At 66.2% G+C, this 19353-nt stretch carries 12 protein-coding genes; 5 read left to right on the top strand and 7 right to left on the bottom strand.

The window, feature by feature from the left end; genetic code table 11:
* Positions 1 to 6 precede the first annotated feature (6 nt).
* The 4 genes from hemA to AABQ55_RS01570 all read right to left on the bottom strand — a co-directional run bounded on the left by hemA (position 7) and on the right by AABQ55_RS01570 (position 5230).
* Positions 7 to 1221: a 5-aminolevulinate synthase gene (gene hemA, locus AABQ55_RS01585; protein WP_244769219.1), complete on the bottom strand. Its 1215-nt coding sequence runs from the start codon at positions 1219 to 1221 to the stop codon at positions 7 to 9.
* 242 nt (positions 1222 to 1463) lie between these two features.
* A complete protein-coding gene (locus AABQ55_RS01580) occupies positions 1464 to 2261 on the bottom strand; it encodes an FAD binding domain-containing protein (RefSeq protein ID WP_272807026.1) in 798 nt (265 codons plus the stop codon).
* A gap of 11 nt (positions 2262 to 2272) precedes the next feature.
* Complete coding sequence (locus AABQ55_RS01575; RefSeq protein WP_272807025.1) at positions 2273 to 4624, bottom strand: xanthine dehydrogenase family protein molybdopterin-binding subunit; 2352 nt, start codon at positions 4622 to 4624, stop codon at positions 2273 to 2275.
* Between the two features lie 114 nt (positions 4625 to 4738).
* Positions 4739 to 5230, bottom strand: a complete 492-nt coding sequence (locus AABQ55_RS01570) for a (2Fe-2S)-binding protein (protein WP_244769222.1) — start codon at positions 5228 to 5230, stop codon at positions 4739 to 4741.
* Between the two features lie 463 nt (positions 5231 to 5693).
* Here AABQ55_RS01570 and AABQ55_RS01565 point away from each other — a divergent pair, with 463 nt between their 5' ends.
* The 5 genes from AABQ55_RS01565 to AABQ55_RS01545 all read left to right on the top strand — a co-directional run bounded on the left by AABQ55_RS01565 (position 5694) and on the right by AABQ55_RS01545 (position 15255).
* Positions 5694 to 5957 carry a YMGG-like glycine zipper-containing protein gene (locus AABQ55_RS01565; RefSeq protein ID WP_064331830.1) on the top strand — a complete coding sequence of 88 codons (264 nt, stop codon included), beginning with the start codon at positions 5694 to 5696 and terminating at the stop codon, positions 5955 to 5957.
* 267 nt (positions 5958 to 6224) lie between these two features.
* Positions 6225 to 8153, top strand: a complete 1929-nt coding sequence (locus tag AABQ55_RS01560) for an autotransporter assembly complex protein TamA (RefSeq protein ID WP_272807024.1) — start codon at positions 6225 to 6227, stop codon at positions 8151 to 8153.
* Between the two features lie 104 nt (positions 8154 to 8257).
* Positions 8258 to 12427 (top strand): translocation/assembly module TamB domain-containing protein, encoded by a 4170-nt coding sequence (locus AABQ55_RS01555; RefSeq protein ID WP_272807023.1) that lies wholly within the window; start codon positions 8258 to 8260, stop codon positions 12425 to 12427.
* A 187-nt stretch (positions 12428 to 12614) separates the two neighbouring features.
* The gene (locus AABQ55_RS01550; RefSeq protein ID WP_244769225.1) at positions 12615 to 13091 is read left to right on the top strand and encodes a chemotaxis protein CheW; all 477 of its coding nucleotides are present in this window, start codon (positions 12615 to 12617) and stop codon (positions 13089 to 13091) included.
* A gap of 394 nt (positions 13092 to 13485) precedes the next feature.
* The gene (locus AABQ55_RS01545) at positions 13486 to 15255 is read left to right on the top strand and encodes a methyl-accepting chemotaxis protein (protein ID WP_272807022.1); all 1770 of its coding nucleotides are present in this window, start codon (positions 13486 to 13488) and stop codon (positions 15253 to 15255) included.
* Positions 15256 to 15316: 61 nt separating this feature from the next.
* Here AABQ55_RS01545 and AABQ55_RS01540 read toward each other — a convergent pair whose 3' ends face one another.
* From AABQ55_RS01540 to fdhF, 3 genes are read right to left on the bottom strand one after another with little or no spacing between them, the layout of a single operon-like run.
* Positions 15317 to 15586 (bottom strand): formate dehydrogenase subunit delta, encoded by a 270-nt coding sequence (locus AABQ55_RS01540; RefSeq protein WP_272807021.1) that lies wholly within the window; start codon positions 15584 to 15586, stop codon positions 15317 to 15319.
* 9 nt (positions 15587 to 15595) lie between these two features.
* Entirely contained in the window at positions 15596 to 16429 is an 834-nt protein-coding gene (gene fdhD, locus AABQ55_RS01535; protein ID WP_272807020.1) for a formate dehydrogenase accessory sulfurtransferase FdhD, read from the bottom strand.
* 9 nt (positions 16430 to 16438) lie between these two features.
* On the bottom strand, positions 16439 to 19318 hold the full coding sequence (gene fdhF / locus AABQ55_RS01530; protein WP_272807019.1) for a formate dehydrogenase subunit alpha: 2880 nt from the start codon (positions 19316 to 19318) through the stop codon (positions 16439 to 16441).
* Positions 19319 to 19353: the final 35 nt, after the last annotated feature.

Here is a 19353-nt window from a genome sequence, read left to right as displayed (position 1 = left end):
GCGCCGTCAGGCGACGGCGCGGGCGAGCGCACAGCGCGACCAGAGCGAATGCAGGGCGCCGACGAGATGCTCGATATCCGCATCCGAATGCAGCGGCGTCGGCGTGATGCGCAGGCGCTCGGTCTTCTTCGGCACGGTCGGATAGTTGATCGGCTGGACGTAGATGCCGAAATTGTCGAGCAACAGGTCCGAGATCCACTTGCACTTGGCCGCATCGCCCACCATGACCGGCACGATATGGCTCGGATTGGGCATGTGCGGAATGCCGCTGCGGTCGAGCAGGCCGCGCAGCTTGCGCACGCGCTCCTGGTGGGCGAAGCGCTCGACCTGGCTTTCCTTGAGATGGCGGATGGCCGCGGCCGCGCCGGCAGCGATCGCCGGCGGCAGCGACGTCGTGAAGATGAAGCCGGAGGCGAAGGAGCGCACGAAGTCGCAGAGCGCCGCCGAGCCGGCAATGTAGCCGCCCATCACGCCGAAGGCCTTGCCGAGCGTGCCCTCGATGAGGGTGAGGCGGTGCATCAGGCCTTCGCGTTCGGCAATGCCGCCGCCGCGCGGGCCATACATGCCGACGGCATGCACTTCGTCGAGATAGGTCATCGCGCCGTATTTGTCGGCGAGGTCGCAAATCTCCTTGATGGGGGCGATGTCGCCGTCCATGGAATAGACAGATTCGAAGGCGATCAGCTTCGGCGCCTTCGGATCGGCGGCGGAAAGCTTGGCTTCAAGATCCTTCAGGTCGTTGTGCTTCCAGATCACCCGCTCGCATTTCGAATGGCGGATGCCCTCGATCATCGAGGCATGGTTGCCGGCATCGGAGAAACAGATGATGCCGGGGATCCTGGAACAGAGCGTGCCGAGCGCGGCCCAGTTGGACACGTAGCCCGAGGTGAAGAGCAGGGCCGATTCCTTGCCGTGCAGGTCGGCGAGCTCGCGCTCCAGAAGGACATGGTAATGGTTGGTGCCGGAGATGTTGCGGGTGCCGCCGGCACCGGCGCCACACTGGTCGATGGCGAGCTTCATCGCCTCGGTCACCTTGGGATGCTGGCCCATGCCGAGATAGTCGTTCGAGCACCAGACCGTGACGTCCTGCGGGCCGTTCGCCGTGTGGCGGGTCGCCCTCGGGAAATTGCCCTTCTGGCGCTCCAGGTCGGCGAAAACGCGATAGCGGCCTTCCTGATGCAGGCCGTCCAGCTCGTTCTTGAAGTAGGTCTCGAAGTCCATCCAGAGTCTCCTGTCCGGCGGAAACCCGGACATCATCGTCGTTGGCGGTCGTTCAATCGGCTATATCAGTCGCCCTTTTCCCGCAACGGTATCCGCTGCGGCAAATCGGCGCCACCTTTGAACCATTCCAATGTATCCTAAGCCCCCAAAGGCCATTTCCTGTTGATGCATGTCAAGTCTGCATGAAAAAAGGACGGCCTCAACCGTCCTTTTAATCGAACAGTTTCAAGTTTTTCGAAGGGTCAGGCGGCGGCGACGGCGCGCTTGGCCATGACCTTCACGAGATTGGCGCGATATTCCGCGCTGCCGTGGATGTCCGAGAGCAGGTCGCCGGCATCGACGGTCACCCTTGCCGCAGCATCGGCCGACCAGTCGGCGGAAAGCGCGGCTTCCAGCCCGGCATGGCGGAAGACGCCGTTGGCGCCGGCGCCCGTCACCGCCACCCGCACGCTGCCGTCCTGCGCCTTCGCCACGAAGACGCCGGTCATGGCATAACGCGAGGCCGGGTTCGGGAACTTGGAATAGCCGGCTTTCGCCGGCGTGTCGAAGGTCACCGCGACGACGATCTCGCCGTCTTCCAGCGCCGTCTCGAAGAGGCCGGTGAAGAAGTCGTCGGCGGGGATCTCCCTGGCATTGGTGACGATCGTCGCGCCCAGCGCCAGCATGGCGGAAGGGTAGTCGGCGGCCGGGTCGTTGTTGGCGATGGAGCCGCCGATCGTGCCCATATGCCGCACATGCGGATCGCCGATATGGGCGGCGAGGTGGCAGATCGCCGGGCAGGCGGCCGCGAGCTCGGGCGAGGCCGAGACCTCGGCATGCGTCGTGCCGGCCCCGATGCGCACCCGGCTGCCGTTGACGGAGATGCCCTTCAACTCCGCGATGTGGCGGAGGTCGACGAGATCGGACGGGGCGGCGAGGCGCTGTTTCATGGTGGGGATCAGCGTCATGCCGCCGGAGACGTATTTCGCCTCATCGGAAGAGGACTGCAGGGCGACGGCCTCGGCGATCGAGGAGGGGCGATGGTAATTCGTGGCGTACATGGCGTCCTCCGTCAGTTGCCGGCGGCCAGCGCCGCCGCCCAGACCTTCTGGGGCGTTGCCGGCATGGTGAGGTCATTGTTGCCGATGGCGTCGGTGATGGCGTTGATCAGCGCCGGCGGCGAGCCGATGGCGCCCGCCTCGCCGCAGCCCTTGATGCCGAGCGGATTGCCCGGGCAGGGCGTCACCTGGTGCGAGACCTTGAAGGAGGGCAGGTCGTCGGCACGCGGCATGGTGTAGTCCATGTAGCTCGCCGTCAGAAGCTGGCCCGTCTCCGGATCGTAGTGCACGCCTTCGAGCAGCGCCTGGCCGATGCCCTGGGCGATGCCGCCATGCACCTGGCCCTCGACGATCATCGGGTTGATGATGTTGCCGAAATCGTCGGCGGCGACGAACTGGACGATCGTCGTCTTGCCGGTTTCCGGATCGACCTCGACTTCCGCGATGTAGCAGCCGGCCGGGAAGGTGAAGTTGGACGGGTCGTAGAAGGCGCCTTCCTTCAGGCCCGGCTCCATGCCGGAGGGCAGGTTGTGCGCGGTATAGGCGGCTAGCGCCATCTGGAACCACGGCACCGACTTGTCCGTGCCGGCGACCTTCAGCGCGCCGTTCTCGATGACGATGTCGCTCTCGTCGGCCTCCATCAGGTGGGCGGCGATCTTCTTGGCCTTGGCTTCCACCTTGTCGAGCGCCTTGACGATGGCGGACATGCCGACGGCGCCGGAGCGCGAGCCGTAGGTGCCCATGCCCATCTGCACCTTGTCGGTGTCGCCATGCACGATGGAGACGCTGTCGATCGGCACGCCGAAGCGTTCGGCGACGAGCTGGGCGAAGGTCGTCTCATGGCCCTGGCCGTGGCTGTGCGAGCCGGTCAGAACCTCGATCGTGCCGACGGCGTTGACGCGCACCTCGGCCGATTCCCAGAGGCCGACGCCGGCGCCGAGCGAGCCGACCGCCGCCGACGGCGCGATGCCGCAGGCCTCGATATAGCAGCTCATGCCGATGCCCCGCTTCATGCCGCGGCTTGCGGCTTCCGCCTTGCGGGCGGGAAAGCCGTTCCAGTCGGCGGCCGCCATGGCGGCTTCCAGCGAGGCCTCGTAGTCGCCGGCGTCATAGTTCATGATGACGGGCGTCTGGTGGGGGAAGGCGCGGATGAAGTTGATGCGGCGCAGCTCCGCCGGCGAAACGCCGAGCTCGCGCGCCGCCGTCTCCATGGTGCGTTCGAGCAGGTAGGTCGCCTCAGGCCGTCCGGCGCCGCGATAGGCATCGACGGCGGCGGTGTTGGTGTAGACCGCGCGCACATTGGCATGGATGGCCGGGATGGCGTACTGGCCGGAGAGCAGGGTGGCATAGAGGTAAGTCGGCACCGAGGAGGAGAAGAGCGACATGTAGGCGCCGAAATTGGCGATCGTGTCGACCTTCAGGGCCGTGATGCGGTTGTCGGCATCGAAGGCTATCTTGACGGTCGAGACATGGTCGCGGCCGTGCGCATCGGTGAGGAAGGCCTCGGTGCGGTCGCTCGTCCATTTCACCGGCACGCCCGCGCGCTTGGAGGCCCACAGACAGACGATCTCCTCCGGATAGATGAAGATCTTCGAGCCGAAGCCGCCGCCGACATCAGGGGCGATGACCCGCAGCTTGTTTTCCGGCGCGACATTGTAGAAGGCGCTCATGACGAGGCGGGCGACATGCGGGTTCTGGCTGGTCGTGTAGCAGGTGTAGTGGTCCTCGGCGGAATCATAGATGCCGAGCGCGGCGCGCGGTTCCATCGGGTTCGGCGCGAGCCGGTTGTTGACGATCCGCATCTCCGTGACATGGGCGGCGGCGGCGATGGCCGCATCGGTGGCGTCGGAATCGCCGAGCTGCCAGTCGAAGATGAGGTTGCCGGGCGCCTCGGGGTGGAGCTGCGGCTGGCCGGCTTCGAGTGCCCTGACGGCGTCGGTGACGGCCGGCAGCACCTCGTAGTCGACGAGGACGGCCTCGGCCGCATCGCGCGCCTCGCCCATGCTGTCGGCGACAACCACGGCGACGGCGTCGCCGACATAGCGCACCGTCTCGTGCGCGATCGGCCGCCAGGCGCCCATTTTCATCGGCGAACCGTCCTTGGAGTGGATCATCCAGCCGCAGATCAGGTTGCCGATGCCGTCGTCGAGCATCTCTCTGCCGGTGAGCACGGCGATGACGCCGGGCATGTCCTCTGCCGCCGACGTATCGATGCTCCTGATCCTCGCATGCGCATGCGGCGAGCGCACGAAGGCCGCATAGCGCATGCCCGGCACGGACATGTCGTCCGTGTAGCGGCCCTGGCCCATGAGAAACCGCTTGTCTTCCTTTCGCGCGACGCGCGCGCCGATGCCTTCGACACCCATCTTCATCTCCTCCAGAGAATGAGCGAATAGCGAGTAGGAAGTAGCGAATAGGGGGGCGGGTGCGGGGCGTCTTTCGCCCTATTCGCTACTCGCTATTCCCTATTCGCCTCCCCGTTATTCCGCGGCCTGCCGGCCTGCCGCACCCATTTCCTCGGCGGCGGCCAGAATGGCTTTCACGATGTTGTGGTAGCCGGTGCATCGACAGATATTGCCTTCGAGGTTTTCCCGCACCGTCTTCTCGTCGAGCCTTGCGCCGTAGCGGTTGATCATGTCGACCGCGCTCATCACCATGCCGGGCGTGCAGAAGCCGCATTGCAGGCCGTGATTGGCCTTAAAGGCGGCCTGGACGGGGTGCAGCTCGCCATTGGCCGCTAGGCCCTCGATGGTGAGGATCTCGGCGCCGGCGGCCTGGGCCGCCAGGATCGAACAGCTCTTCACCGCCTTGCCGTCCATATGCACGACGCAGGCCCCGCACTGGGACGTATCGCAGCCGACATGGGTTCCGGTGAGACTGAGCTGGTCGCGGATGAAATGGACAAGCAGCGTGCGGTCCTCGCACTCGCGGCTTACCTTCCGGCCATTGACGGTCATTGCCACTTTCGCCATGCGTTCCTCCCTGGCGGTTCACTGTCCGCTGGGGCGATCGATCCGACGTCACATGCAGCGGGCGTCCTCACGACGCGGGCCTGGGATCAAACGACACCAGCATTGTCTGTTCGCGTGCATTGCATTCGTAGCGGGATGCCGCCGGCCGTTCCTCCGACCGCCGGCGCGGCATCAACAGTCATATCATTTGACTTTTTGCGGCGGCGATCAACCGGTACTTTCAGGCAATCGCGAAATTTCTCGTGACCGGTCGACAGGCCGGGAGCAATCAAACGAAATGGAAACGATATTTATTCGCATGTCAAAAAAATAGTTGAATGCCATGGACTTCCCGATTTCCGGGTATATTTTCGGTCTTGGACAAACCTCACCGTTGAAGACGGCCGCGGTATGTTTCCTGAGTAGAAGGGGATAGGGCGGACCCGGCAAACGCGGCCGCCGCTCAACTTTGGAGAATATCTTCATGAAGAAAGTCATTGCGCTCGTTCTGGTCGGCCTGGCCGTGGCCAGCTGCACGCAGACGGAAAAGGGTGCGGGTATCGGCGCCGTCTCCGGCGCGATCATCGGTGGCGCTGTCACGGGTAACGTGCGCGGTGCCGCCGTCGGCGCGGCCATCGGCGGCGTCTCGGGTGCTGTCATCGGCAGCGTCTCCGAACAGCCGGGCCAGTGCTACTACCGTGACCGCTACGGCCGCCGTTACATCGACCGGTGCCCGTCAGGTTACTGACCGTCGGTTCATGCAACCTATGCGAAGCCCCGGAGTGTCTCCGGGGCTTTTGCTTTTCCGGGGGTGACGGAAAATCACCGCTCCGGTGCTTCAAATCTTGTCTCCATCCGTGTAAAACCGCCGTTAACATTACGGAAAACCTAACGCGTTAGGGTCTTTTCCTGCCTGAAAGCCCCGTATGAGGCGGGGCGCCTGAAGTTCGTGACGGAAGCTGTCGGTTTGCCGCGTGCACCGCACCTGAGGGAGAAAGGCGACGGATAGCTGCGGATGCGGGATAAAGTGAACCGGCCGGAAAAGAGTTTTGCGTTTTTGAGAGCTGGAACCGCGCTCGCGGTCGCGGCCGCCCTCGTATGCGGCCCCTTGTCCGCCGCGCCCGCCTCGGCCTTCGAGATCTTCGGCATGAAGTTCTTCGAGAACGACGACGAGGAAGCGGCCGCCGCCGTCATCGATCCCGTCAACTACACGCTGACGCTCGATCCCGGCACGGACGACGCCGATCTCAAGGAGGCGATCGAGAACACCGCCCGTCTCAAGCAGGACGAGGGCAAGCCGGTGTCCGGCGATCTCGGCCTCGTCATCAAGGCGCGCGACGACCGGGACCGCATCCTGGCGGCGCTTTATGAAAAGGCCCGCTACGGCGGCGTAGTGACCGTGACGGTCGGCGGGCAGGATCTCGATTCGCTGCCGCCCAACCCCGAATTCAACCAGCGTGGCGCCGTTCCGGTGACGATCAGCGTCGAGCCCGGCCCGGCCTTCACCTTCGGCGAGATCGCCTTTTCCGGCGATGCGGAGGGGCGCAATCCCGCCGATTACGGGCTGGTGCCCGGCGCCCGGGCCGATTCCACCCTCATCCTGAAAGCCGGCGAAAAGGTCGTCGTCGACCTGAAGGCCGAGGGCCGGCCGCTGGCGAGGCTCACCGAGCGCAATGCGACGGCCGACCACAAGACGCAGACCGTCGACGTGGTGATCGAGGCCGAGGGCGGACCGGTCGCGCCCGTCGGCGAGGTCGGCGTTTCCGGCACCAAGACGGTCGATCCAGCCTTCGTGCAGCGCTATTCGCGCATCAATGCCGGCCAACCCTATTCGCCGGAAGCGCTCACCAAGGCGGCCGAGCGGCTGCGCACGCTCGGCGTCTTCTCCAGCGTGACGATCCGCGAGGCCGACAAGCTGGCGCCGGACGGCTCGCTGCCGATGACCATCGAGGTCTCCGAAGGCAAGCACCGCTATTTCGGCGTCGGCGCGCAATATTCGAACACGGATGGCCTGGGCCTGCAGGGCTACTGGGGGCATCGCAACCTTTTCGGCCAGGCGGAGTCCTTGCGCCTGGAAGGCTCGGTCAGCCGGATCGGCGAGTCGGATATCGGCAATCTCGACTATTCGGCGGGCATCCTCTTCTCCAAGCCCGGTGCGTTCGGACCGGCCTCGACCTTCAATGCCAGCCTCAAGGCCTCGATCGTCGATCCCGATGCCTACAAGGCCTTCACCACAACGGCTGCCGCCGGCGTCAGCATCGAGCTTTCCGATAGGGACACGGTCAGCGCGGGCGGCGAGGTCATGTGGAGCGATGTCGAGGACGCTTTCGGCAAGAACAAGTATCTCACGCTCGCCATCCCGATCGAATATGTGCGCGACACGCGCGACGACAAGCTGAACCCGACCGAGGGCTATCGCGCGATGATCAACGCGAAGCCGAGCTACGAGATCGAGCGCGGCACCTTCTTCTCCAGCTTCGAAGGCGCGATCACGGGCTACCAGGCGTTCGGCGAGGAAAAGCGTTTCGTGCTGGCCGGAAAGCTTGCCGCCGGCACGATCATCGGCGGCGACGACCTCTCGGACATTCCGGCGACGCGGCGCTTCTTCCTCGGCGGCGGCGGTACGGTGCGCGGCTACGGTTACCAGGAGATCTCGCCGCGCGACGGCCGCAACAAGCTGCTCGGCGGCCGTTCCTATGTCGCGGCCACGGCCGAGGCGCGCATCGGCGTCACCGAGACGATCGGCGTCGTGCCCTTCATCGACGTCGGCACGGTCTCGACCGACGAAGTACCCGATTTCAAGGACATCCGGGCCGGCGCGGGCATCGGCCTGCGCTATGCGACGCCGTTCGGGCCGCTGCGCCTCGATGTCGCGGTGCCGCTGAAGAAATATCCCGGCGGCACCTCCTTCGGCGTCTATGCCGGCATCGGCCAATCCTTCTGACTGTCGCCTCAATTTTCGTCTAGGCTCTTGATCGGCCGCGCGATTCAGATTCAAGACGGACCGGAGCGATTCCTTGCGCTCTTCGCACGCGAAATGGATAAGGCATGAACAGGCTGTCCCGAATTCTCCGCGCCACGCTCCGTTTTATCGGCTATGGCCTTGCCGTTCTCGTGGTCCTTCTTGCCGGGCTGATCGGTTTTGTCGGCTTTACGGATGCGGGCGCGCGTTTTGCCGTTTCGCAGGTGGAAAAGATCGCCGCGGCGAGCGGGCAGGTGATCTCGATCAGCGAGCCCTCGGGCCTGCTCACGGGCAAGCTCCGGGCCGGCACGATCACGGTCGGGGATGCGAAGGGCACCTATGCGGAAATCCGCGACCTCGCCGTCGACTGGTCGCCCTGGGAGCTTCTGTTCTTCAGCTTCGAGGCCGAGCGCGTCTCCGCCTCTTCCGTTTCCCTGCTGCGCCTGCCGGAGCCGAAGGCCGAGTCGGAACCATCGGACGAACCGTTCACCCTGCCGGTGGAGGTGCATGTCGGCGCGCTGGCGATCCCGGAGCTTTTCGTCTCCGGCACGGTCGCCGGCCGCGACCAGCGCATCGTCGTCTCCGGCAGCGGCGATGCGACCGCCGAGAGTGTCGCGATCAAGCTCTCCGCCTCGGAAAAGGCGCGGCCGGATGCGCGCGTCGCCGCCGATATCGTCTTCAATCCCGCCGACAACGAGCTTCGCCTCGAGGCCGATGTCGCCGAGCCGAAGGGCGGGCTGCTCGCGGCGCTGCTCAAGCTGCCGAACGACCCCGCCGTCGCGATCCGCCTGACGGGCGACGGCCCGCTCTCCGAATGGACGGGTCGGCTTTCCGCCGCGCTGGACGGCACGGAAATGCTGCGGGTCGACGGGCGCCACGACCTTTCGGCGAACGGCCTGCACACGATCGCCCTCAATGGCGGCGGCACGTTCGATGCGCTGATGCCGCCGCAGCTTCGCCCGCTCTTTGCCGGCGAGACGGGCATCGATGTCGTCGCTGCCTTCGACGGCTCGGACATGCTGCGCATCGAGAAGGGCTCGATCTCGACGGGGGCCATGACGCTGGCCGCCTCGGGCACCGTCAGCGCCAAGGGCGCCAACGACCTCGACGTCAAGCTTTCCGGCAAGGATGGACCGATCGATTTCCGCTGGCCGCTCGCCGAGGGCGATGCGCGCGTGCTGATCGAGGGCGCCGACCTGTCGCTCACCGGCGAGGCGACCGCGGCGGCGCTCGAGGCCAATGCCACCGTCGTTTCGGCCGAGCTGCCGGCCGGTCGGGTGGAAAACATCCGCCTCACGGCAAAAAGCGAGGCCTTCAACGTCGCCAGCCAGTCCGGCCGCATCGACGCGGTGCTCGAAACCGGCGTGACGGCCTTTGCCAGCGCCGATGTCGACCGCATGGTGAAGGGACCGGCAAAGCTGGTGGCGACACTTGCCGTCTCGCCCGACGAGATCACCTTCGATCCCGCGACGCTCGAAAGCGCCAGCATCGGCGGTACGCTGTCGGGCCGCTACGGGCTCACGAGCCGCGAGGCCGACGTCAATTTCCGCCTCTTCGCGCTGCCGGCCGTGCTGCCGCCGGCGCTGGCCGGCAAGTTCGACACGACGATCGCGATGGAGGGGCGGGTCCAGCTGGCGGGTGACGGCGCCGTTCAGGTCTCCGGGCTGCAGGTCAAGTCCGGCACGCTGGAGACGGCGGGCACGGTGTCGCTCGGCAACGGCACGCTCGACGCCGCGCTGACCGGCAAGGTGCTGGACCTCGGCAAGCTGCTCGCCGATGCGGCGGGCGAGGCGGCCTTCGAGCTTTCCGCCACCGGCCCCGTCGCGGGGCTCGACGTGTCCGCCAAGGTCACGTCGAGCGGGGCGACCCTCTCCGGCCGCACGCTCAGCGACCTCGTGGTGACGCTGACCGGCAAGGCCGTCGCCGACAGCCCGTCCGGTGAGCTGACGGCGACCGGTGCGCTCGACGGCCAGCCGATCAATGTGCGCTCCAGCATCACCTCTCAGGGCGGGCGCATCTCCGTGCCGGTGCTGGAGGCGGAAATCGGCCCGAACACGCTGAAGGGCTCGCTTGCGCTGGCGCAGAACTTCATGCCGGACGGCACGATCCGCTTCGATTTCCCCGATCTCGGCCTGCTCGCCGCAATGGCGGGCCAGCAGGCGGCCGGCGATCTCTCCGGCCAGGTGGAAATCGCGACCGGCAATGGCAGGACATCCGCGACCGTCCAGGCTTCGGGTTCCGCCATCCGGCGTGATACGCTCAGCATCACCAGGCCGGCGGTCGACCTCACCATTGCCGATCTTTCCACCGCGGCGATCACCGGCACGGTGCGCGCCGAGCGGGTCGCCTCGGGCGAGAACCGGCTCGAAGCGCTCAAGCTCGACTTTTCGCGCGAAGGGCAGGCGACCAATTTCGACCTGACCGGCCGCCTCGACGACGCGCCGCTTCTGACGAAGGGCAAGGTCATCCAGCGTGACGGCGGGCTGGACGTCGCCCTCGAGGCCTTCGAGACTGCCCCGCGGCGCATTGCCTTGAAACTGGCCAGGCCGGCGACGATCGGCGTCACCAATGGCGTCGCCGTGCTCGACGGGCTGACGATCCAGGCCGGCCGCGGCTCCGTCACGGTCTCCGGCCGCGCGGGCGAGACGCTGGATCTGTCCGTCCGCCTTTCGGCGCTGCCGGCGGCGCTCGTCAACAATTTCGCCGCCGGCCTCGGTGCGGAGGGCACGATCGGCGGCACGGTCACCGTGAAGGGCCGCGCGGCGGCGCCGGTCGTCACTTATGCGCTGGACTGGGACGGGGCCGTGACGAGCCAGACCCGCGGCGCGGGCATCGGCGCGCTCACCATCAATGCCAAGGGGGAATTCGCCAACAACCAGGTGCGGCTCGATACGGTGCTTTCGGGCGGTGGCGGCCTCTCCTTCCGCGGCGGCGGCACGGTCGGCATCGGCGGGGCGACGCCGCTCGGGCTCAAGTTCAACGGCACGGTGCCGTTCGGCCTCTTGCAGGGCCAGCTTTCCGCCCAGGGCTTCGTCCTGACCGGCAATGCCGATGTCGATGTCTCCATCGGCGGCACGGCGGCCGCACCCTCGATCACCGGCAGCATCACCGCCGGTGGCGCGCGGCTCGTCGATGTGCGCCGCAACCTCGCGGTGGAGAACCTCACGATCCGCGTCACCATGGACGGGCGGCAGGCGGTGATCGAGACGGTCTCCGGCAGGCTCGCCAGCGGCGGCCAGCTTTCGGCCAGCGGGCGCGTCGGCATCGATCCGGCCAGCGGTTTTCCGGTGGACGTCGCCATCAAGCTCGGCGACATCACCTATGTCGACGGCACGCTGGTGACGGCGAATGTCGCGGGCGACCTGACGCTGAAGGGGCCGGTGGCGGGGCTTTCGCTCGGCGGCAAGTTGCGCATCAACAAGGCGAACATCACCATTCCGCAGAAACTGCCGGCCTCGCTCTCCGAGATCGACATCAAGCACCGCAACGCGCCGGCCGACGTCAAGCGCATGACGGCGGACGTGCAGCGTGACCAGGGCAGCAGCGGCGCCTCGCGCGGCATCGCGCTCGACCTCACCATCGAGGCGCCGGGCCAGCTCTTCGTGCGCGGCCGCGGCATCAATGCGGAACTCGGCGGCAGCCTGAAGATCACCGGCACGTCCGCCTCGCCGGTCGTGTCCGGCGGCTTCGAGCTGGAGCGCGGGCGCATGGAGATCCTGACGCGTCGTCTCGATTTCACCAGCGCCCATATCGGCTTTGCCGGCGGCCTCGTGCCGACGGTCAATCTGGTGGCCGCCAGCACGGCCGGCTCGACGGAAATCACGGTGACGGTGGCCGGCCTTGCCAACAACCCGACGGTCACCTTCGCCTCCTCGCCCTCGCTGCCGCAGGATGAGATCCTGGCGCAGCTGATCTTCAACCGCTCGATGTCGAACCTTTCCGCGGTGCAGATCGCCCAGCTCGCCTCCGCCGCGAGCCAGCTTGCCGGCGGCAGTTCGACCGGCCTGCTCGACAGCCTGCGCAGCAAACTTGGCGTCGACGATCTCGACATCACGACGGATGCGGAAGGCCGGGCGGCGGTCTCCGCCGGCAAATATCTCAACGAGCGGACCTATATCGAACTGAAGCAGGACCCGGAGACGAACGGCGCCAAGGCGGTCATCAACCTCGATGTCGGCCGCGGCCTGAAGCTGCGCGGCGAGGCCGGCAGCGCCGGCAGCGCCGGCGCGGGCATCTTTTACGAGAAGGAATATTGACGGGTACCGGTGAGGCGGCCGGTTGTTCTGCTGTCAATTTCTGCCGGTAAGGCTGAAAATATGCGGCCCCGCTATGGTGCGGGGCCTTTTGCATTTCCGGCACGACAAACCGCGGTGCGTTTGAAAGATTTTAACCAGGGCGTGCATAGGATCGGGTCACGAAGCAGATGAAACTGGAAAGACCCCGATGACCTCCATCAAGACGGCCGGCTTTGCCGGCGACACGCTCGAAATCATCGCATTCCGCCTGCACGATCAGGAATTCTGCGTGAAGACGACGACGATCCGCGAAATCCGCGGCTGGGCACCGTCCACGCCGATCCCGCATTCCCCGCCGGATGTCATCGGCGTGATGAACCTGCGCGGCACGGTGATCCCGATCATCGACCTCGCCCACAAGCTCGGCATGAAGAGCACCGAAGCGAACGAGCGCAGCGCCATCGTGGTTGCCGAAGTGCACAGCATGGTCGTCGGCCTCGTCGTCGATCGCGTTTCCGACATCCTCACCATCCGCAGCGAGCAGATCCAGCCGGTGCCGGAAGTGACGACCTCGTTCGACAAGGTCTATGCGGAAGGCATCATCGCCCATGAGAACGGCATGATCTGCTTCCTCAACCTGGCGCGCATGTTCAAGGAGCGCGACGTGGAAGAGATGGCAGCCTGACCTTTCCGACATATCACCGCTATCCGGACCGCCGTACGATTGTACGGCGGTTTTTTGTTGCCGGCCTGTTGATGCAACTTTACCGATAGTTTGCCTGCGCTCAGGATGACGCTCACCTAGCGTAACCTGAGTCCGTCGCTCCAGGATCAGGCGTAAGGCATTGTTATATAGGATTTCCAGAATCCTGTCGTTCGATTTTCATGGATTCTTAAGCCTGCAATGCCATCTTTGATTGTAGATGCGCATTTCGTCGCTCCGGCATGAAGCCTCCCGCGAAGATTGTTTTCACCGCTGCCAGTGCGCGGCCGCCGAGGCGTCCGTGCCTGAGAGTCAACACCAGGACGATCGCCACGCGCGCAATCCCGACCGTGGTCATCGCACAGGGGGACAGGGCATGCTTTCATTCGCAAAATCCATGGATGCGGGCCATATCTTCGACGCGCTGTCGCGCTCGCAGGCCGTGATCCAGTTCGATCTCACCGGTACGATCCTGACCGCCAACGAGAACTTCTGCCGGACGCTCGGCTACGAGCTGAAGGAGATCGTCGGCAAACACCATCGCATGTTCTGCGAGGCGGCCTATACGACGAGCGACGAGTACCGCCAGTTCTGGGCGCGGCTGGCGCGGGGCGAATACGATTCGAACAGCTACAAGCGCCTGCGCAAGGACGGCGGCGAGATCTGGATCCAGGCGACCTACAATCCGGTCTTCCGCGGCGGAAAACCCTACAAGGTCGTCAAGTTCGCTTCCGACATCACCGAGGCGAGGAAGCGGGCGGCGGAGGATGCCAGCAAGCTCGACGCGATCGCCCGTTCGCAGGCGGTGATCGAGTTCACGCCGACCGGCGAGATCCTGACCGCCAACGAGAATTTCTGCGCGGCCCTCGGCTATGAGCTTTCCGAAATCCGCGGCAAGCATCATCGCATGTTCTGCGACCCCGCCTATGTGCAGACCGCGGCCTATGCGGATTTCTGGAGAAGCTTGGCCGAGGGCCGCTTCATCTCCAACGAATTCGTGCGCTACGGCAAGGGCGGGCGCGAGATCTGGATCCAGGCGGCCTATAACCCGATCCGCGACCTTTCCGGCCGGGTCTACAAGGTGGTCAAGTTCGCGACGGATGTGACCGAGCGCATGTCGGCGATCAATGCGCTCGGCGCCGGGCTGAAGGCGCTGGCCGAGGGGGATTTGACGCAAACCCTCGCCACGGCCTTCGTGCCGTCGATGGAGACGGTGCGCAGCGACTTCAACGATGCGGTGGCCGGCCTGCACGAGGCAATGCGCACGGTCGAGAGCAACGCCAATGCGATCGCCTCCGGTGCGCAGCAGATCCGCTCGGCCGCCGACGACCTGGCGCGGCGCACCGAGCAGCAGGCGGCTTCCGTCGAGGAAACCGCCGCCGCCCTCGACGAGATCACCACCACGGTCGGCGATTCGAGCCGGCGGGCGGACGAGGCCGGCATGCTGGTCGGCAAGACCCGGGCAGGCGCGGAACAATCCGGCGCGGTCGTCAAGAAGGCGATCGACGCGATGGGCCAGATCGAGCAGTCCTCGCGGGAGATCTCCAACATCATCGGCGTCATCGACGACATCGCCTTCCAGACCAACCTCCTGGCGCTCAATGCCGGTGTCGAGGCGGCACGGGCGGGCGAAGCGGGCAAGGGTTTTGCCGTCGTGGCGCAGGAGGTGCGCGAGCTCGCCCAGCGGTCCGCCAGCGCCGCCAAGGACATCAAGGCGCTGATCACCACCTCCGGCGAGCAGGTCAGGGGCGGCGTGGCGCTGGTCGACGAGACGGGGCGGGCGCTTCAGGAGATCCTGGCGCAGGTGCAGGACGTGCACGCCAATGTGGTGGCGATCGTCGAGGCTTCGCGGGAGCAATCGACCGGGCTTCGCGAGATCAACCAGTCGGTCAATGCGATGGACCAGGCGACGCAGCAGAATGCGGCGATGGTCGAGGAGAGCACCGCGGCGAGCCACGCCATGGCGCGCGAGGCGGAGACGCTGCACGCGCTCATCCGCCGGTTCCGGCTTGCGGGCAACCCCGCCCAGCCGGTGCAGTGCACGCCGTCGCCCACCCCCGTATCGCAGCTTCATGCCATGGCGCGCGCCCTGCGTGCGCCGCGCGGCTCCACGGCGCCGGCAGCGGAGAACTGGGAAGAGTTCTGAGCGCGCCGCGGCATGAAAACGGCCGGCAGCAATGCCGGCCGTTCGCGTTCTCGGGATGGGATCAGGGGGCGGGGGCGTTGCCGGCGCGTGCCGCCGGCGGCACTTCGGCCGGCGGCGGGCGGTGGATCAGCGGCGCGGCCTGAAGGACGAGGCTGTCGAGCCCTTCGCCGCCATGGTTGTCGACGATGTCGAAGAACTGCCGGCGCATGCGCGGCTCCCAGAACTTGTTGATATGGGTCGCCACGCCGTTCGCCGCCTCGCTCGCCGGCTGCGAGTGGAAGAAGGTGGCGATCTGGTTTGCCATCCTGACGAGCTTGTTGCCTTCCGACATTCCTGTCTCCTAACCGTTGCCGATCCGGCGTTGCGTGCCGGAGACGATGCGCTCCGCGCCGGTGAAAATCTCGAACTCCTCGCCGCGCACCAGCGCGATCAGCGTCATGCCGGCCTCTTCGGCGGTGCGGATGGCAAGCGCCGTCGGCGCGGAAATGGCGATGATGAAGGGGCTGCCGATGATCGCGGTCTTCTGCACCATCTCGACGGAAACGCGGCTCGTCACCACAACGGCGCCGGTGCTGCCCGCATGGCCCGCCCGCCGCGCGGCACCGACGAGCTTGTCGAGCGCATTGTGCCGGCCGACATCCTCCCGCACGGCGATGAGGCCGTCGCCCGGGACATAGAACCCGGCGCCATGCACGGCGCGCGTCACCATGTGCAGCGTCTGCCGGCCGTTCAGGAGGCGTACCGCCTCGACGACCGCATCTTCGCTGAGCGTAAGGGAGGAGGCACGCACCGAGGGTGTCACGCGCACCGCCTGCTCGATCGATTCGATGCCGCACAGACCGCAGCCGACGGGGCCGGCCATGTGGCGGCGGCGGGCGGTCAGCGCGTCGTTCTGCGCGTCCGCCAGCCGGATCTGCACGTCGATGCCCTTGTCCTCGGCCAGCACCTCGATGGTCTCGATCTCGCCGGGGTCGGTGATGATGCCCTCCGTCAGGCTGAAGCCAACGGCGAAATCCTCGAGGTCGGCGGGCGTCGCCATCATCACGGCATGGGTCGAGCCGGCATAGGAGAAGGCGACCGGGGTCTCCTCCGGCACGAAGCGTTCGCCCTCCGCAAGACGCCCGTTGCGGCGGGCGATCTCGGCGACCTTGGTCGTGGTGGAAAAATCCGGCACGCCGCTATCCTACTCCGCTGCCTCCAGCTTGCCCCTGATCCGGCGCGAGCGGCGGGCCAGGTCGTCATATTCGATCTGCCAGTCGGACGGGCCGTTCGACGGCGAGATCTGCACGGCGGTCACCTTATACTCCGGACAGTTCGTCGCCCAGTCGGAGAAATCGGTGGTGATGACGTTCGCCTGCGTCGTCGGGTGGTGGAAGGTCGTGTAGACGACGCCCGGCGCGACGCGATCGGTGACGAGGGCGCGCAGCGTCGTCTCGCCGGCGCGGCTGGCGAGGCGCACCCAGTCGCCGTCGCGGATGCCGCGGTTTTCCGCGTCGTGCGGGTGGATCTCCAGCCGGTCCTCCTCGTGCCAGACGACGTTTTCCGTGCGCCGCGTCTGGGCGCCGACATTGTACTGGCTGAGGATACGGCCGGTGGTGAGCAGCAGCGGGAAGCGCGGGCCGGTCTTCTCGTCCGTCGCGACATATTCCGTGCGGATGAACTTGCCCTTGCCGCGCACGAAGCCGTTGACGTGCATGATCGGCGAGCCCCGCGGGTTCTTCTCGTTGCAGGGCCACTGCACCGAGCCGTTCTTTTCCAGATAGTCGTAGGAAACGAGGGCGAAGCTCGGCGTCGTCGCGGCGATCTCGTCCATGATCTCGGAAGGATGGCTGTAGTTCCAGGCAAGGCCCATGGCCCTGGCGAGGTTCTGGGTGACCTCCCAGTCCGCATAGCCGTTCTTCGGCGTCATCACGCGGCGCACGCGGTTGATGCGGCGCTCGGCATTGGTGAAGGTGCCGTCCTTTTCGAGGAAGGTCGAGCCCGGCAGGAAGACATGGGCATAGTTCGCCGTCTCGTTGAGGAAGAGGTCCTGCACCACGACGCATTCCATGGCGGCCAGGCCTGCGGAGACGTGCCTGGTGTCCGGGTCGGACTGGAGAATGTCCTCGCCCTGGATGTAGAGGCCCTTGAACGAGCCTTCGACGGCGGCGTCCAGCATGTTGGGGATGCGCAGGCCCGGCTCGTTGTTGAGCGTCACGCCCCACAGCTTCTCGAAGATCTCGCGCGTCGCGTCGTCGGAGATGTGGCGGTAGCCCGGCAGTTCGTGCGGGAAGGAGCCCATGTCGCACGAGCCCTGCACATTGTTCTGGCCGCGCAGCGGGTTCACGCCGACGCCCTCGCGGCCGATATTGCCGGTCGCCATGGCAAGGTTGGCGATCGCCATGACGGTCGTCGAGCCCTGGCTGTGCTCGGTGACGCCGAGGCCGTAATAGATCGAGCCGTTGCCGCCGGTGGCGAACAGGCGGGCGGCACCGCGCAGCGTCTCTGCCGGCACGCCGGTGAAGGCTTCGGTTTCCTCGGGGCTGTGGCGCGGCTCGGCGACGAAGGCGGCCCAATCCTCGAACTCCGACCAGTCGCAGCGCTCGCGGATGAATTTTTCGTCGAAGAGGCCTTCCGTCACGATGACATGGGCGAGCGCCGTGACGACGGCGACATTCGTGCCGGGCTTCAGCGGCAGGTGGTAGGACGCCTTGATGTGCGGCGAGGAGACGAGCTCGATGCGGCGCGGATCGATGACGATCAGCTTGGCGCCCTGGCGCAGGCGCTTCTTCAGGCGCGAGGCGAAGACCGGATGGCCGTCCGTCGGGTTGGCGCCGATGACGATGACGACGTCCGTGTGCTCGACGCTGTCGAAATTCTGCGTACCGGCGGAAGTGCCGAAGGCCTGGCCGAGGCCGTAGCCCGTCGGCGAATGGCAGACGCGGGCGCAGGTATCGACATTGTTGTTGCCGAAGCCGGCGCGGATCAGCTTCTGGACGAGGAAGGTCTCCTCGTTGGTGCAGCGCGAGGAGGTGATGCCGCCGATCGAATCCCGGCCGTACTGGTACTGGATGCGGCGGAACTCGGCGGCGACGTGGGCATTGGCTTCCTCCCAGGTCACCTCGCGCCACGGGTCCGAGATCTTCTCGCGGATCATCGGGTTGAGGATGCGCTCCTTATGGGTCGAGTAGCCATAGGCGAAGCGGCCCTTGACGCAGGAATGGCCGCGGTTCGCCTGGCCGTCCTTCCAGGGCACCATGCGCACCAGCTCCTCGCCGCGCATTTCCGCCTTGAAGGAGCAGCCGACGCCGCAATAGGCGCAGGTCGTGACGACGGAGTGCTCCGGCTGACCAATCTCGATGACGGATTTCTCGGTCAGCGTCGCCGTCGGACAGGCCTGCACGCAGGCGCCGCAGGAAACGCATTCGGATTCGAGGAAGTGTTCGTGCATGCCGGGCGAGACGCGGCTGTCGAAGCCGCGGCCCTCGATGGTCAGCGCGAAGGTACCCTGCACCTCCTCGCAGGCCCGCACGCAGCGCGAGCAGACGATGCATTTCGACGGATCGTAGGTGAAATAAGGGTTCGATTCGTCCTTCGGCATCCAGCGGGCGTTGATCTCGCCGTTGCTGCGGGCCTTGACGTGGTTGTCGCCCTCGTAGCCATAACGCACGTCGCGCAGGCCGACCGCCCCGGCCATGTCCTGCAGTTCGCAGTCGCCGTTCGCCGCGCAGGTGAGACAGTCGAGCGGGTGGTCGGAGATGTAGAGCTCCATCACGCCCTTGCGGATGTTTTTGAGTCGGCTCGTCTGGGTGTGGACGACGAGGCCGGGCGCCACCGGGGTCGTGCAGGAGGCGGGCGTGCCGTTGCGGCCCTCGATCTCGACAAGGCAGAGCCGGCAGGAGCCGAAGGCATCCACCATGTCGGTGGCGCAGAGTTTCGGCACCTTTATGCCGGCCTCCATCGAGGCGCGCATGATGGAGGTGCCCTCGGGAACGGTGATCTCGTTCCCGTCGATGGTGAGCGTCACCATCCTTTCCGAGCGGGAGGCGGGAGTGCCGAAGTCGATTTCTGGAACGAGGGACATGGGAACCTCCGGGTCAATCCGTTGCGCCGCGGGTG

Source organism: Shinella sp. WSD5-1, from assembly GCF_963942435.1.
In the GTDB taxonomy this organism is placed as follows: Bacteria; Pseudomonadota; Alphaproteobacteria; order Rhizobiales; family Rhizobiaceae; genus Shinella; species Shinella yambaruensis.
Note: the sequence above shows the minus strand (reverse complement) of the source record. Positions and strands in the feature narration are given on the sequence as shown.